The 14,981-nt window shown below is 72.4% G+C and carries 14 protein-coding genes; 10 read left to right on the top strand and 4 right to left on the bottom strand.

The features are described 5' to 3' along the window. On the top strand, positions 1-1,513 hold a 1,513-nt coding region (gene pabB, locus ACFXA3_RS11550; protein ID WP_385185246.1), incomplete at its 5' end, for an aminodeoxychorismate synthase component I. Here the strand turns inward: pabB and ACFXA3_RS11545 are convergent. Continuing rightward, positions 1,440-2,468, bottom strand: a complete 1,029-nt coding sequence (locus ACFXA3_RS11545) for a transaldolase family protein (protein WP_385185243.1) — start codon at positions 2,466-2,468, stop codon at positions 1,440-1,442. The two genes, pabB and ACFXA3_RS11545, sit on opposite strands and share 74 nt — an antisense overlap. A gap of 301 nt (positions 2,469-2,769) precedes the next feature. Here ACFXA3_RS11545 and ACFXA3_RS11540 point away from each other — a divergent pair, with 301 nt between their 5' ends. Genes ACFXA3_RS11540 through ACFXA3_RS11520 form a run of 5 tightly spaced genes read left to right on the top strand, consistent with a single transcriptional unit; the run spans position 2,770 to position 7,701 of the window. Then, a complete protein-coding gene (locus tag ACFXA3_RS11540; protein ID WP_385185240.1) occupies positions 2,770-3,939 on the top strand; it encodes a 3-deoxy-7-phosphoheptulonate synthase in 1,170 nt (389 codons plus the stop codon). A 28-nt stretch (positions 3,940-3,967) separates the two neighbouring features. After that, a complete protein-coding gene (locus ACFXA3_RS11535; RefSeq protein ID WP_054226757.1) occupies positions 3,968-4,738 on the top strand; it encodes a 2,3-dihydro-2,3-dihydroxybenzoate dehydrogenase in 771 nt (256 codons plus the stop codon). A 58-nt stretch (positions 4,739-4,796) separates the two neighbouring features. Continuing rightward, complete coding sequence (locus ACFXA3_RS11530) at positions 4,797-5,477, top strand: isochorismatase family protein (protein ID WP_054226758.1); 681 nt, start codon at positions 4,797-4,799, stop codon at positions 5,475-5,477. Then, complete coding sequence (locus ACFXA3_RS11525) at positions 5,474-7,357, top strand: anthranilate synthase family protein (RefSeq protein ID WP_385185236.1); 1,884 nt, start codon at positions 5,474-5,476, stop codon at positions 7,355-7,357. The genes ACFXA3_RS11530 and ACFXA3_RS11525 overlap by 4 nt, the downstream gene beginning before the upstream one ends. Continuing rightward, entirely contained in the window at positions 7,354-7,701 is a 348-nt protein-coding gene (locus ACFXA3_RS11520; protein WP_385185233.1) for a hypothetical protein, read from the top strand. Before ACFXA3_RS11525 ends, ACFXA3_RS11520 begins: the two co-directional genes overlap by 4 nt. A gap of 64 nt (positions 7,702-7,765) precedes the next feature. On the opposite strand, the gene ACFXA3_RS11515 is transcribed toward ACFXA3_RS11520, so the two are convergent. Then, on the bottom strand, positions 7,766-8,233 hold the full coding sequence (locus ACFXA3_RS11515; protein ID WP_385185230.1) for an AtaL-like protein: 468 nt from the start codon (positions 8,231-8,233) through the stop codon (positions 7,766-7,768). A 221-nt stretch (positions 8,234-8,454) separates the two neighbouring features. On the opposite strand from ACFXA3_RS11515, the gene ACFXA3_RS11510 reads away from it, so the two are divergent. The 4 genes from ACFXA3_RS11510 (at position 8,455) to ACFXA3_RS11495 (ending at position 12,118) form a co-directional block, all read left to right on the top strand. Then, entirely contained in the window at positions 8,455-9,156 is a 702-nt protein-coding gene (locus ACFXA3_RS11510; protein ID WP_385185227.1) for an SDR family oxidoreductase, read from the top strand. Positions 9,157-9,232: 76 nt separating this feature from the next. Further along, complete coding sequence (locus ACFXA3_RS11505; protein ID WP_385185224.1) at positions 9,233-9,628, top strand: transketolase C-terminal domain-containing protein; 396 nt, start codon at positions 9,233-9,235, stop codon at positions 9,626-9,628. After that, complete coding sequence (gene aroA, locus ACFXA3_RS11500) at positions 9,625-10,902, top strand: 3-phosphoshikimate 1-carboxyvinyltransferase (protein WP_385185221.1); 1,278 nt, start codon at positions 9,625-9,627, stop codon at positions 10,900-10,902. Before ACFXA3_RS11505 ends, aroA begins: the two co-directional genes overlap by 4 nt. Before the next feature lie 25 nt (positions 10,903-10,927). Beyond that, the gene (locus ACFXA3_RS11495; protein WP_385185218.1) at positions 10,928-12,118 is read left to right on the top strand and encodes a 3-hydroxybenzoate 6-monooxygenase; all 1,191 of its coding nucleotides are present in this window, start codon (positions 10,928-10,930) and stop codon (positions 12,116-12,118) included. 48 nt (positions 12,119-12,166) lie between these two features. Here ACFXA3_RS11495 and ACFXA3_RS11490 read toward each other — a convergent pair whose 3' ends face one another. Next, on the bottom strand, positions 12,167-13,618 hold the full coding sequence (locus ACFXA3_RS11490) for a hypothetical protein (protein WP_385185215.1): 1,452 nt from the start codon (positions 13,616-13,618) through the stop codon (positions 12,167-12,169). Beyond that, positions 13,615-14,847, bottom strand: coding sequence for a hypothetical protein (locus ACFXA3_RS11485; RefSeq protein ID WP_385185212.1), 1,233 nt, complete (start codon positions 14,845-14,847; stop codon positions 13,615-13,617). Before ACFXA3_RS11485 ends, ACFXA3_RS11490 begins: the two co-directional genes overlap by 4 nt. Positions 14,848-14,981: the final 134 nt, after the last annotated feature.

The following is a 14,981-nucleotide window of genomic DNA, read 5'->3' as shown; positions in this document are numbered from 1 at the left end:
CGTCCCCGCCCCCGTCCCCGCTCCCGTCCCCGCTCCCGCTCCTGCCGAAGAGCCGACGGCGCGCCGGCTGCGGGTGGCCGTGAGCAGGCTGGCCACCCGCTGGTGCCCCGAGACCGTCTACGACCAGCTGTTCCGCGGCAACGACCACGCCTACTGGCTGGACAGCAGCCTGCCCGGCGGCGACCGCGGCCGGTTCTCGGTCATGGGCGACGCCACCGGACCGCTCGCCCGGGTCGCCACCGCCGACGTGTGGAGCGGGTGCGTCACCGTCGAGTCCGCGGGCGGCGGGAGCGAACTGGTCGCCGCCCCCTTCCTGGAGTGGCTCGACCGCGACCTGCGCTCCCTGCACACCGAACTGCCCGAGCTGCCCTTCGACTTCAGCCTCGGCTGGGTCGGCTACCTCGGCTACGAGCTGAAGGCCGAATGCGGCGGGGACCTCGTCCACCGCTCGCCGGTCGCCGACGCCACCATGGTCTTCGCCGACCGCGCCCTGGTCTTCGACCACGCCGAGAACGCCACGTACCTGCTGGCACTGGTGGAGGGGACCGGCGAGCGGTCGTCGGCCGCGGCCGACGCATGGCTCATCGGCACGGGGGAGCGGCTCGCCGCGCTCGCCGGCCTGAGCCTGCCGGAGCCCCGGCCGACCGCCTCCGGCGAGGAGATCAGCCTGCGCCACGACCGCGCCGCCTACCTGGACCTCATCGGCACCTGCCTGGAGGAGATCGCCGCCGGCGAGACGTACGAGGTCTGCCTCACCAACATGGCCGAGACCGGGGCCCGCCTCGACCCCTGGGCCGCGTACCGGACCCTGCGCCGCACCAGCCCGGCGCCGTTCGCCGCGCTGCTCCAGTTCGGCGAGCTGTCCGTGCTCAGCACCTCGCCCGAGCGGTTCCTGCGCGTCTCGCGCGACGGGCTCGTCGAGTCCTCCCCCATCAAGGGCACCCGGCCGCGCGGCGCCACCCCGCAGGAGGAGGCCGAGCTGATCGCGGACCTGCTCACGGACGAGAAGGACCGCTCCGAGAACCTCATGATCGTCGACCTGGTCCGCAACGACCTCGGCCGGTGCGCGGTGCCCGGCTCCGTCGAGGCCGAGGACCTGTTCCGGGTCGAGACGTACGCCACCGTGCACCAGCTGGTGAGCACGGTACGGGCGCGCCTGCGGCCGGAGTCGTCGGCGGTGGACTGCGTCCGCGCCGCCTTCCCGGGCGGTTCCATGACCGGGGCCCCCAAGCTGCGCACGATGCAGATCATCGACCGGCTGGAGGCCGGCCCGCGCGGGGTGTACTCGGGCGCGATCGGCTACTTCTCGCTGTCCGGCGCCGCGGACCTGAGCATCGTGATCCGCACCGCCACGATCACCGCCGACCGGGTCCGGTACGGGGTGGGCGGGGCCGTGGTGGCCCTGTCCGACCCGGCGGCCGAGTACGAGGAGACGGCCGTCAAGGCAGCTCCGCTGCTGGCGCTGACGAACACCCGGTTCCCGGAGCGGGAGCGAGCCCGGATCCCGTCCTGATCTCCCAGCCGCGCTGGAGGCGGGCGAGTCCCGCCGCCTCCAGCGCGGCTGCGACCCCTCGGGCGGGGACGCCGAGCCGCTCCAGGGCCCGCAGCGCGCAGGTGGCCTCCGCGTCGGCGTTGAGCAGGGTGTCGCCGCTCAGCTGCGGTCTCAGCGCGGCGGCCTCCAGGGTGTCGACGGACAGGGCGAGCGCGGTGTTCCAGCCCACCAGGGCGCCCACCCCGCCGTCCGCGCCGGTGCCCCACAGCAGCCGCGGCTGCGGGGCGCCGTTGGCCCGGAGCACCCGCCACCAGTCCCCGGACAGCCGTTCCTCGCGCAGCCGGTACATCCTGCGGGCCACGGCCAGGCCGGCGGCGCCGCGCACCTCGTGGCGGGGGCCCACGCCGAGCTGGTCCAGCCGGGCGTCGACCTCGGCGTCGAACAGGCCCACCGGGAACGAGGCCACCATGGGGGCGTCGCCGAGCGGCCGGCCGCAGGACAGGGACCGCTCCAGGCCGGCGACGTAGGCGTCGAGCACCTCGGCGTACCGCTCGGCCGAGAAGACCATCGCGGCGTGCACCCCGATCCCGTCGGCGAGGCAGTCGGTCATCGCCTCCAGGCCCGCCGGGGTCATCGGGATGCGCACGAGAGCGTTGGGACGGGCCACCGACCGGTGCAGGGCGCGGGCCGCCGCGCCCAGCGCCTTCGCGTCATGGGCCCAGCGCGGGGACACGGCCACGGAGACCTGGCCCACCATGCCCTTGCCCGCCTCGAACACGGGCAGCAGGAGGTCGCAGGCCCGACGGAGCTGGACCAGGGTGCTGCCCGCCGGCGCGAGGGCGTTGTGGAAGTGGGCGCCCAGGGTCGGGTACCGGACTCCGGCGTCGAACTCTCCGGGATCCTGCGCGCTCAGCCACGGCGAGACCCCCTCGGACACCAGTTGTTTCAGCAGCGCTCCCGCTCCTTGACTCACCACGGGACCGACCCTAGGACGTCATGACATGCGCCTGAAATGAAACCGTCGATGGTGTGTCAAGTGCGGGACGCCCCGTGTTCCCTTCCCCGTCGCGCGTGCGGACCTTAAAGGGTTTACCGGAAAACCATCCGAATCCGTCCGGGCAGTGCGTCAGGTCGATTTCGGAATCCTCCTTTCGACCTGACCGAATATGAACCCACCTGACGGAGTGGCGAATCTGTGGTGGTTCACTCGAATGGCTGTTTCACAGACTTCTGGCTGCATCTGATGTCACGGCAGGTTCAGCACTGGGAGGTGCCGCATGTACGGTGTTGCACGCTGGAAATCATTGCCCGCGGGCCAGCAGCCCGTTTGGCCGGATGAAGACGCCCTGGAGAATGCCAGGGCCGAACTCGCGGAGTCGCCCGCACTCGTCCGGCGGGAGGACGTCGAAGACCTTCGCGCCCTGCTCGCCGCGGCGTCGCGGGGCGAGGTGCAGGTCGTCCAGGGCGGCGACTGCGCCGAGGACCCCGCGGAGTGCACCCCCGGCTATGTGGCGCGCAAGGCGGCGCTTCTCGATGTGCTGGCCGGTGTCATGAAGACGCGTTCGCTCAAGCCCGTCATCCGGGTGGGCCGGCTGGCCGGACAGTTCGGCAAGCCCCGCTCCAACCCGACCGAGACGGTGGCCGGGGTCGAGCTGCCCGTCTACCGCGGGCACATGGTCAACAGTCCGGAACCGGATCCCGAGCTGCGCCGGCCCGACCCGCAGCGGCTGGTCGCCGGCTACCAGGCGGCCTCGGGGGCCATGGCCTCGCTCGGCTGGCACGGCGAGGCACGCCCCTCGGCGGCCGAGGCCCCGGTGTGGACGAGCCACGAGGCGCTCCTGCTCGACTACGAGGGCCCGATGCTGCGCACCCAGCCGGACGGCTCGGTGCTGCTGACGTCGACGCACTGGCCGTGGATGGGCGAGCGCACCCGCGAGCTGGACGGCGCCCACGTCGAGCTCTTCGCGTCGATCGCCAACCCGGTCGCCACCAAGGTCGGTCCGAAGATGACCCCGGCCGAGCTGGTGGAGCTGTGCGGCCGGCTCGACCCGCGGCGCGAGCCGGGCCGGCTCACGCTGATCTCCCGGATGGGCCAGGGCAAGGCCGCCGAGAAGCTGCCGGAGCTGGTCCGCGCGGTCCGCGAGGCCGGGCACCCGGTGCTGTGGATGTGCGACCCCATGCACGGAAATACCGTGAGTGCGCCCGGCGGCATCAAGACCCGTTACGTCGAAACCGTCGTGCGCGAGGTCGAGGAATTCCAGAAGGCCGTGGTCGACAACGGCGGGGTGGCGGCCGGACTCCACCTGGAAACTACCCCGGACCAGGTCCACGAATGCGTATCCGACGAATACCACGTCGACGAACTCGGTGAGAAGTACACCTCGTTCTGCGACCCGCGCCTCAATTCCGAGCAGGCCATCGAAGTCGCCTCCGCCTGGCGCGGCTGAGGCCGAAGAAGAAAGAGGGGGTTACTCCATGGAAGGAAAGATCGCTCTGGTCACCGGAGCGGCCGGCGGCATCGGTGAGGCCATCGTCCGCGCCCTGGCTTCCCGGGGCGTCCGGGTGGCCGCGGTCGACCGGGACGCCGACCGTCTGCGCGACGTCGCCAAGTCCGTCGGCGAGGAGGGCGGCCGGGTCGACCCGTTCCCGGCCGACGTCACCGCCAGCGCCGACGTCGAATCGCTGGTCGACGACGTCGAGGCGCTCGTCGGACCGCTCGACTTCCTCGTCAACGCGGCCGGCGTGCTGCGGCTCGCCGAGGCGCGCAAGCTGACCGACCAGGAGTGGAGCACGACGTTCGCGGTCAACACCACGGGGGTCTTCTTCGTCTCCCGGGCCGTCGTCAACCGCATGGTGCCGCGCCGCCGGGGCGCGATCGTCACGATCGCCTCCAACGCCGCGGGCACCGCCCGTACCGAGATGTCCGCGTACGCCGCCTCCAAGGCCGCCGCGACGATGTTCACCAAGTGCCTCGGGCTGGAGGTCGCCAAGTTCGGCATCCGCGCGAACCTCGTCGCGCCGGGCTCCACGGACACCCCCATGCTCAACTCCATGTGGCAGGACGAGAGCAGCGCGCGGGCCTCCATCGACGGGGTCCCGGACGCGTACCGCGTCGGCATCCCGCTCGGCAAGCTCGCGCGTCCCGAGGACGTCGCCGAGGCGGTGGTCTTCCTGCTCTCCGACAAGGCCGCCCACATCACCATGCACGACCTCACCGTGGACGGCGGTGCGGCGCTCGGTGCCTGAGAACGGTGCGACCCGTCAGCGAACCGTGAACGAGAGCGTGAACGAGAGGGAGAAAGGCATGGCAGGCATACCTGCGATCAGCCCCTATCCGATGCCGTCGGCGGCCGACCTGCCCGCCTCCGCCGTCGACTGGGACGTGGATCCGGACCGCGCCGTCCTGTTGGTGCACGACCTGCAGAAGTACTTCCTGGCCGCCTTCCCGGCGGGCGAGCAGCCCGTCGTGGACCTGTCCCGCAACGCCGGCGAGCTGCGCGTACGCGCCGCCGAACTCGGCATCCCGGTCGCGTACACGGCGCAGCCGGGCGGGATGACCCCCGAGGAGCGCGGGCTCCTCAAGGACTTCTGGGGCCCGGGCATGCAGCCCAGCCCGGAGCACCGCCAGGTCGTGGACCCGGTGGCACCCGCCGCCGGCGACTGGATGCTCACCAAGTGGCGCTACAGCGCCTTCTTCAAGACCGACCTGCTGGAGCGGATGCGCGCCCGGGGCCGCGACCAGCTGATCATCTGCGGGGTGTACGCCCACGTGGGCGTCCTGATGACCGCGGTCGACGCGTTCACCAACGACATCCAGCCCTTCCTCGTCGCCGACGCCATCGCCGACTTCAGCTGGGAGGAGCACCGGATGGCGCTCGAATACGCCGCCGGCCGCTGCGCCCGCCTCACCACCACCAAGGAGCTCCTGACCGCCCTCCCCGACCGGGTGGCCGCGTACGCGGGAGCGGGAGGGGAATCCGCATGACCGCGGACCTGCTGGGCCGGATCCTGACCGGCCGGCCGCCGTCCTTCGCGCTGATCCACCGTCCGGAGACCACCGTCACCCGGCAACTCGACCTGTTCCTGGGTGAGTTCACCGAGGCGGCCACGCTCGCCGACATCCCGCTGCGGGACGTCGAGGCAGGTGCCGGGGCCCGCCAGGACGTGCTGACCCTGGTCCCGTACCGGCAGCTCGCCGAGCGCGGTTTCGAGGCCCCCGACGACGGCACCCCGCTGCTCGCGATGGTGATCGAGGAGCAGGGGCAGGTGCCCCTGCACACGGTCCTGTCCGCGATTCCCGACGCCCCCGTCCACCTCGCGCCGGGCGGAGACTTCGACATCGACGACGACGCGTACGCCGAGACGGTCCGCCGCGTCATCGCGGACGAGATCGGCACCGGCGCCGGCGCCAACTTCGTGATGAAGCGGTCCTTCGTGGCCGACATCAGCGAGTACTCCGTCGCCGCCGCGCTGCGCTTCTTCCGCCGGCTGCTGGAACGGGAGACCGGCGCGTACTGGACGTTCATCGTGCACACCGGCGAGCGCACCCTCATCGGCGCCTCGCCCGAACGCCACGTGAGCCTCTCCGGCGGCCGGGCCGTGATGAACCCCATCAGCGGCACGTACCGGTTCCCCGCCTCGGGCCCCGAACTGCCCGGCGTCATGGACTTCCTCGCCGACCGCAAGGAGGCCGACGAGCTGTACATGGTCGTCGACGAGGAACTCAAGATGATGGCCCGGATCTGCGAATCGGGCGGCCGGGTCGTCGGGCCGTACCTCAAGGAGATGGCCCGCCTCGCCCACACCGAGTACTTCATCGAGGGCCGCACCTCCCGCGACCCCCGGGAGATCCTGCACGAGACCCTGTTCGCACCGACGGTCACCGGGTCCCCGCTGGAGAGCGCGGGCCGGGTCATCAAGAAGTACGAGCCGCAGGGCCGCGGCTACTACAGCGGTGTCCTGGCCCTGATGGGCCAGGACGAGAACAGCGAGCGGACGCTGGACTCGGCGATCCTGATCCGCACCGCCGACATCGACTCCGGCGGCCGGATGCGGATCGGCGTCGGCGCCACCCTCGTGCGCCACTCGGACCCGCTGTCCGAGGTCGCCGAGACCCGCGCGAAGGCGGCCGGCCTGCTCGCCATGTTCGAGCAGTCGGGGCCGCGCCGCTTCGGCGACCACCCGGACGTCCGGGCGGCGCTGAGCCGGCGCAACGCCACCATCGCCGGGTTCTGGCTGGACGACGACGCCTCCCGGGCCCGGCCGGTGCCGCTGCTGGTGGGCCGCAAGGTGCTGGTGGTCGACGCGGAGGACACGTTCACCGCGATGATCGAGCACCAGCTGCGGGCCATGGAGGCCGACGTCACGGTCTGCCGGTTCGACGAGCCGTACAGCTTCGCCCCGTACGACCTGGTCGTGATGGGCCCGGGACCGGGCGACCCGCGCGACGTGGACCACCCGAAGATCGCGCACCTGCGGTCCGCGGTGGACGTCCTCCTCGCCGAGGGGCGGCCGTTCCTCGCGGTCTGCCTCAGCCACCAGGTGCTCAGCACGAAGCTGGGCTTCGCCCTCAAGCGCCGCGAACAGCCCAACCAGGGCGTGCAGCGGGAGATCGAGCTGTTCGGGCGGCGCGAGCGCGTCGGCTTCTACAACACCTTCGCCGCGCAGAGCGCCTCCGACTCCGTCGAGGTGCCCGGGATCGGCACGGTCGAGGTGTGCCGGGAGCCGGGGACCAGGGAGGTGCACGCCCTGCGCGGGCCGGGCTTCCGCTCGATGCAGTTCCACGCCGAGTCGGTGCTCACCGAGGACGGCATCCGCATCGTCAGCGAGGCCCTGTCGGGCCTGCTGCGGGAGCAGGCCGTATGAAGGCGACCGTGGCCTGGTGGGACCTGAAGGACTCGGGGCACACCATCGAGTCCCTGCGGGCGTACCTGCGCGACGAGGCGATCGACCGGTTCGCCGCCGTCGAGGGGCTGCGCCTGAAGTTCTGGATCGCGGACCCGCAGACGGAGCGCTGGGGCGCGGTGATGCTGTGGGAGTCGGCGGAGGCGGCGGCGCAGCCGCTGGCCCCGCGGGCGGCCGAGCTGATCGGTCGGGCGCCGGCCGCGTACACGGTGTTCGACGTGGAGGCGACCGTCGAGGGCGTCCCCGTGCTGCCCGTGCTGCCGGGGCCCGGCCTGATCCGGGAGGAGCCGGCCGGGCAGCCGTGACGACGACGGGCGCGCCTGCGGCCCCTCACGCCCCTCGGGGGCGCGGGGGGCCGCGGGCGCGCCGTCACGTCCCCGTGGTCATCACGCGCTGCAGGACCTCCGTCATCGCGTCCAGCGTGCCGTGGAAATCGCTGTCCAGGTCCCGCAGATAGGTGTTCTGCGCCAGGATCGCGGCCGCCGGGCGGTCGGTCAGGGTGATGCTCAGCGTGAGCGTGAGCCGGCCGTCCTCGTCCTCGCCGATCTCGTTGCGTATCTCCGCGATGTCGGTGTCGTTCAGATGCCGGTAGGTAATGCGACCGGCGCTCTCCTGCGGAGTGACGCGTTGCAGGAACGTCAGCTCACCGCGTCGGATTTCCCGTAGAAATCCATCGGCGTAGCGCTCGCTGATCCGGCATTCCTTAATGGCTGGAACATATCCGGTGGGGAACTCCGCCTTGTGGAGCAGAGCCTGCCACAAGCTCTCCCGCGTGGGAGCCGGACACCCATCCTGAGCTGCGCCGACGACCGGACGGGTCCATGAAAGCGTCAGCATTGATCTCCCTTTCCGCCGCTGGGCCGGCGTGCAGCATCGGCCGGGAGAACGGTCGTGTCAAAGCGGCACGGGGCATTACGTCACCTGCCCGGAGGACCTGACGAAGTGACCGGATTCCACTGCCTCACCGGTACCCGTCTCTTGCAGTGTGACGGTTGGTTGGTGGCGTTCCTCAGAGCGCCTTCCCGGTAAATCCGACGCGGAGAATCAGGAGAACGCTGATGTCTGAACGGTTCGACGGCCAGGTCGTCCTCGTCACCGGAGGAGGCGAAGGCATCGGCCGGGCAGCGGCGGTTGCCTTCGCCCGGCTCGGCGCGCTGGTGGTGGTTGCGGGCCGCCACCCGGAGACGCTCGAAGGAACGGTCAAACTGATCCGCGACGAGGGCGGGCGGGCCGACAGCGTGGTCGCCGACGTGTCGGACACGACGCCCGGCACCGGCACCGGAGCCGGACACGTCGTCGCCGAGACCGTGCGCCGCCACGGCGCCCTGAACGTGGCCTTCAACAACACCACCGAACTCGGCCCCCACCAGTCCGTCGCGGACATCGACGAGACGGTCTGGGCCCAGACCCTGACGGCCAACCTCACCGGTGTCTGGCTCTCCATGAAGCACGAGATCGCCCACATGGAGACCGCCGGCGGCGGCGTCATCGTCAACACCGCCAGCAACATCGGCTCCCAGGGCATGCTTCCCGGCCTCGGCGCGTACGCCGCGTCCACGGCCGCCGTCAGCGCCCTGACCCGGACCGCGGCCCGCGAGTACGTCACCCAGTCCATCCGCATCAACGCGATCAGCCCCTGCCCGCTCGGCCGGGGAGCCAGCGTCGAGGAGATCGCGGACACCGTGGTCTGGCTCTGCTCCGACGCCGCCGCGTACATCGTCGGGCACGACCTCGTGCTCGACCGCAAGACGAGCGAGTAGAGCCGTGACCACTCCCCCGACCCCCTCCCCGGTCCCTTCCGTGATCCCTTCCGCGATCCCTTTCCCGACCGCTGCCGTGTCCGGCGCCGACGACCCGGGCGAGCCCGGCTGGTCCAAGCAGGGCCGCGTACGCACCGACCCCGACGTCGTACTGATCGCCACCGGCAGCGAAGTGCACATCGCCCGCGACGCCCGCGCCATCCTGGGCCGCGAGGGCATCGCCGCCCGGGTCGTATCGGCCGCCGGCCCGCAGCGGCCGTGCGGCGCCCGGGCCCGGGTCTCCGTCCGGGCCGGCTCCGCGCTCGGCGGGTACCAGCTGTTCGGCGACGCCGGAATCCCGGTCCGCCTCGACCAGTTCGCCCCGGGCGGCCCGTACACCGCGTTCCACGAGCAGCCGGGATTCTCCGCCGAACGGGTCGCCGCCACCGCCCGGGCCGGACTGGCCCGCGCCGGACACCGGGAGCGCGCATGAGCACCGCCACGTCCGTACTGACCGCCCGCATCCCGGGCTCCAAGAGCATCACCAACCGGGCGCTGCTGCTGGCCGCCGCCGCCGACGGGGTCTCGCTGCTGCGGGCGCCGCTGGTCAGCGACGACACCCTCGCCTTCCGGGAGGCCCTGACCGGCTTCGGCATCTCCGTCTGCGTGGACGGCGACGGCGACGGCTGGAAGGTCACCGGCAGCGGACGCGCCCCGGCCGCCGGCGGCTCGGTGTGGTGCGAGGACGCCGGCACCGCGGCCCGGTTCCTGCCGCCGTTCGCGGCGACCGGCGGCGGCACCTTCACCTTCGACGGCACCGACCAGCTGCGCGCCCGGCCGCTGCGCCCCCTCGCGCAGGCGCTGGTCCGGCTCGGCGCGGACGCCCGGGTCACCGAGCCCGTCGGCGGACTGCCGCTGACCGTCGCCGCCCGCGGCCTGAGCGGTGGCGAGCTGACCGTGGACGCCTCGCTCAGCAGCCAGTACCTCACCGGCCTGCTGATGGCGGGCCCGCTGATGCGCCGGCCGCTGACCGTGCGGGGCGCGGGGCTGGTCAGCCGCCCGTACATCACCATGACCCAGGCGCTGATGCGCCACTTCGGCGCGTACGTCGACGAGTTCGAGGGCGGCGCGATCCAGGTGCTGCCCGGCGGCTACCGGGCCGCCGAACTCGACGTCGAACCCGACGCGTCCACCGCCTCGTACTTCTTCGCGGCGGCCGCCGTCACCGGGACCACCGTCACCGTGCCCGGCCTCGGCCGCGGCAGCGTCCAGGGCGACCTCGGCTTCGTGGAGGTGCTGCGCCGGGCCGGCGCCCGGGTGGAGATCACCGACGGGGCGACCACCGTCACCGGAACGGGACCGCTGCGCGGCGGCTTCGACATCGACATGGGCGACATCTCCGACACGTTCATGACCCTGGCCGCGGTGGCCCCCCTCGCCGACGCCCCCATCACCGTGCACGGCATCGGGCACGCCCGGCTCAAGGAGTCCGACCGGATCGCCGCGGTCGAGGAGAACCTGCGGGCGCTCGGCATCCGCACCGAGTCCGGACCCGACCGGCTCACCGTCCACCCGGGCCGTCCCGTCGCGGCCCGGATCTCCTGCCGCCGGGACCACCGGATCGCCATGGCGTTCTCGGTACTGGGCCTGCGCGTCCCCGGCATCACGCTCGACGACCCGTCCTGTGTCGGCAAGACCTTCCCCGGCTTCCACGCCGAACTGGAACGGCTCTTCCCGGCCCACCGCTCGGGCACCCACAGTCACTGACAACGAAAGGGATGTGAGAAACCCCATGGCCGACATACTCATCGCCGGCGGTGGCATCGGTGGCCTCGCCGCGGCGCTCGGACTCGCGAAGCGCGGACACCGGGTCACCGTGCTGGAGCGCCGGGACGTGTTCACGGAGGTCGGCGCCGGCATCCAGCTCGGCCCGAACGCCTTCCACGCCCTCGACCTGCTGGGCGTGGGCCAGGACGTCCGCGACCGCGCCGTCTTCATCGACGAGCTGCGCTTCATGGACGGCACGACCGGTGAGAAGGTCGCCGCCATGCCGGTCAAGGACAAGTACCGGGCCCGGTTCGGCAACCCGTACGCCGTCGTGCACCGCGTCGACCTGTACCTGCCGCTGCTGGAGGCCGCCCGCCGGCACCCCGGCGTCGAACTGCTGGGCCGCCACCACGTGGTCGCGTACGAGCAGAAGGCCGGCACCGTCTGCGCCGTCCTCGCGGACGGCCGGCGCATCACCGGCGACGCCCTGATCGGCGCGGACGGGCTGCACTCCGCGATCCGGCAGCAGATGGTCGCCGACGGCTCCCCGCGGGTGTCCGGGCACACCATCTACCGGTCGGTGATCCCGATGTCGGAGGTCCCCGAGGAGCTGCGGTGGAACACCGTCACCCTGTGGGCCGGCCCGAAGTGGCACTTCGTCCACTACCCGATCGCCGGCGGCGAGCACTTCAACCTCGCCGCGACCCGTGACGACGGCGCCACCGAGGCCGTCGCGGGCGTGCCGGCCGGGCACGACCACGTCCTGAACTCCTTCCCCGAACTGTCCGGTGCGGCCCGGCGGCTGCTGGAACTGGGCCGGGACTGGAAGGCCTGGGTGCTGTGCGACCGCGACCCGGTCGACCGCTGGACCGAGGGCCGGGTGGCGCTGCTGGGCGACGCCGCGCACCCGATGCTCCAGTACGCCGCCCAGGGCGCCTGCCAGGCCATCGAGGACGCGGTCCTGCTGAGCGGGCTGCTCGACGGCTGCCCGGCCGACTACGAGCAGCGGCTGGAGAAGTACAACGCGGCGCGGCGCGAGCGGACCGGACAGGTGCAGCTGGTGGCGCGGGAGATGGGACGCCGGCTCTACCACGCGGCGGGCGACGCGCGCGTCGAGCGCAACGCGATGCTGGCGTCGCTGTCGGACGACGACATGTACGACAAGGTGGCGTGGCTGCACGACGCGTACGACTTCGGGACCGGGCCGGCCCGTTGACCGGGCAGCGCCGGTCGACCGTCGTCGCCGCCCCCGCCCGTGATCCGCTCACGGGAGGGGAGCGCTGAGGGCGGCGACCACGCGGTCGCGGTCGGCGTCGGAGATGCTCGTCCGGGCCGTCTGCTGGAGGAAGAAGTAGACGAGCGAGGCCGTGCAGATCTGCGCCTGCTCCTTGGGGAGCAGACAGGCCAGGACGCTCTGCACGGGCTTCTCGCCGTCGAACCGCAGCACGACGAGCGTGTCCTTGACGTCGATGCCCGAGGGGTCGTCAATGGGGCCGACCTGGCGCTGCGTTCCGATGTAGAGCCCCGGAACACCGCTCGGAACGTTCTTCGTCTCTCCCCGGTCCGCCTCCTTGCAGGCGCTCTGCGTGACGTCCGGCGCGAGGTGCTCCAGCAGTTCGGGTGCGGTCTTGCCGAACGAGAGGCAGTCGACGACCTGGCCGGTCAGTGCGCCGACCGTCAGGCCCTGTCCGTGTCCCTCCATGACGACGGGGTCTTCGCCCTGGCCCATTTGCCAGGTGGTCCCGGACTCGAAGTAGGTGAACGCGCACCTGCCGCCCACGGGCCCGATCAGGTAGTTGTCCGGGCGCCCGCCGTAGACGGCGGCTCCGGCCGGCAGCCGGACCTGCCTCGGCAGGCGCACCGAGCGCGGTACGGGCACCAGCGCCTCCGGCGGCAGGCTCGGGAAGTCGTGAGCGGACGCGCCGTCCTGGGTGCAGGCCGTGACGGAGGCCTCCTGAAGCGGCAGTTCGACCGGTTTCGCCTCGGGCAGGGCGGGGACCACGAGCTTCTCCAGCACCGCGTTCAGCTCGGCGGCGTCCTGCGTGAACCGCGGCGCGGCGCTCTTCGTCGCCGAGGCCAGCTGCGTGAGGACCTCCTGCTCCGCGACGGGGACGCGGTAGCCGACGAAGCGGAACTCCAGGTGCAGGCCCAGCCGGTCCATGCGCTCGCGGACGTGGGCGTTCATCGCGGCCGGGTCGCCGCCGCAGCCGTCGGTGCCCCGGGTGGTCACCACGACGATGCGGTTGCGTTTGCTGCCACGGAACGGGTACCGCCCGGAGAAGTCGTCGATCGCCGCCAGCAGCCCGCTGTTCAGGGTCGCTTTCCCGCCGGGCGTCAGCGCGTGCGCCGCCTCGCCGATCCGTTTCCCGTTCCCGGTGCCGCTGCCGACGAGTTCCTCGGTGTTGGCCGCGTCGCCGCAGCCGCCGCCGAAGCGGCGCAGCGAGAGCGCGTCGCCGTCCCCGGCGTTGCGGACCGCCGCGCCCACCGAGTCGGCGAGGGCGCCGAAATCCCGCCGCGCGTCTGAGGGCCCGGCGTCTGAGGGCCCGGCGTCGGAGGGCCCGGCGTCGGAGGTGTCGACGAGGAACGCGGTGCGGTACTGCGGGATGGACCGGACGATGTGGACGACGGTCACCCCGATGCCGATCGCGGCCACCGCGAGCACGGCCAGGGTGATGCGCAGCCAGCGCCTGCGCGGCCGGGCCGCCCGGGTGGTCACCGGGCCGCCGGGGCCTGGGCGCGCAGGGCGGCGAGTGCCTTGTTCATCGCGTCCGCCTGGGTGTTGTAGTCGGCGGCGGCCTTCTCGAAGGCCGCGTGCCGGGAGGCCAGCGGGGTCTTGGAGCGGGCCGCGGCCAGCAGCCGGTCGGCGGCGTCGAGCACGGTCTTCTGCTGCTCCCGCAGCGCCGACGCCCGGTCGTTGACGTCGCGGCCCTCGGGGGTCCCGGCACGTCCGGCGAGGTCTTCGAACTCGGTGCCGATGTGGGGTTCCCGGGCCTGGTCGAGGTTCCGTCCGGCCTCGTCGAGCCGGCCTTCGACGATCTCCTGTACGGCGGTGTTGACGCGGGTCACGGCCGGATTGAGGACGTCCACGATCCGCGTGGCGTTGCGCAGCACCGGTTCGGTGTTGGTCGACCAGGCGAGGGCGGCGTCCAGGTCCGCCTGCGTGTGCGCGAACACCGGCTCGGCCGGGTTGGAGCCGGCGGCGGCGATCGTCTTCAGGCCTGCCCTCTGGTTCTCGGGCACCTGGTAGCCGATCAGCCGGAATTCGATGTCCAGGCCGGCCGCGCGGATCCGTTCCCCGATCTCGCGCCGGACGAAATCGGTGTCGTCGTCGCAGGCGTCCTGGCCGTGCCGGGTGATGACGATGATGCGGTTCACCTGCTTGGCGCGCTGGCCGGCGCCGATCGCGAACGTGGTGGAGAAGTCGTCGACGGCCTGGACGATGCCCCGCAGCAAGGTGGCCTTGCCGCCCACCGGGGCCTGCCGTGCGGCCCGGACGATGTCCTGCCGGTTGTCGGTGTCGAAGTCCACGAGCCGGGCGGTGTTGCCGTCCGCGCCGCATTCGCCGCCGAAGCGGCGCAGGGCCAGTGCGTCGGAGTCGCCGGCGTTGCCCACCACGGTGCCCAGGGCGGCGGCGACGGCGTCCGCGTCCGCGGAATCCGCGACGGCGGTGGCGTCCATCAGGAACTGGGTCTTGTAGGTCGGCGCATAGGACGGCAGGACCCAGCGCACCACCGCCCAGGCCCCGCCACCGAGCAGTGCCAGGACCAGGAGGGCGATGAACGCGTTGCGGATGCCGCGCGGAACGCGCAGGTCGAGGATGCGCAGGTCGCGGCCGGCCTGGTAGACGCGGGCCCCGTCCGATGCGGTGGCCTCCTGCCGTACCCCTGCCCGCTGCGCCCCGGCGTCGTCGGCGCCGCCCGAGTCGGATGAGGGAGATCCCGTCATACCGACCATCGTCGGTGACAACACATGATCACTTTAAGTGGTCGTCACATGTGTTTTTGTCACCGCCGTGGGGCGCCCCCGCCCGCGGCGGGCCGCGGGGGCGCGCGCCCCCCCAGCGCTGAGAAAGTGCCCTC

Source organism: Streptomyces sp. NPDC059456 (assembly GCF_042750055.1).
Classification (GTDB): domain Bacteria; phylum Actinomycetota; class Actinomycetes; order Streptomycetales; family Streptomycetaceae; genus Streptomyces.
The sequence above is the reverse complement of the archived record's forward strand: the minus strand, read 5'-3'. Positions and strand labels throughout refer to the sequence as shown.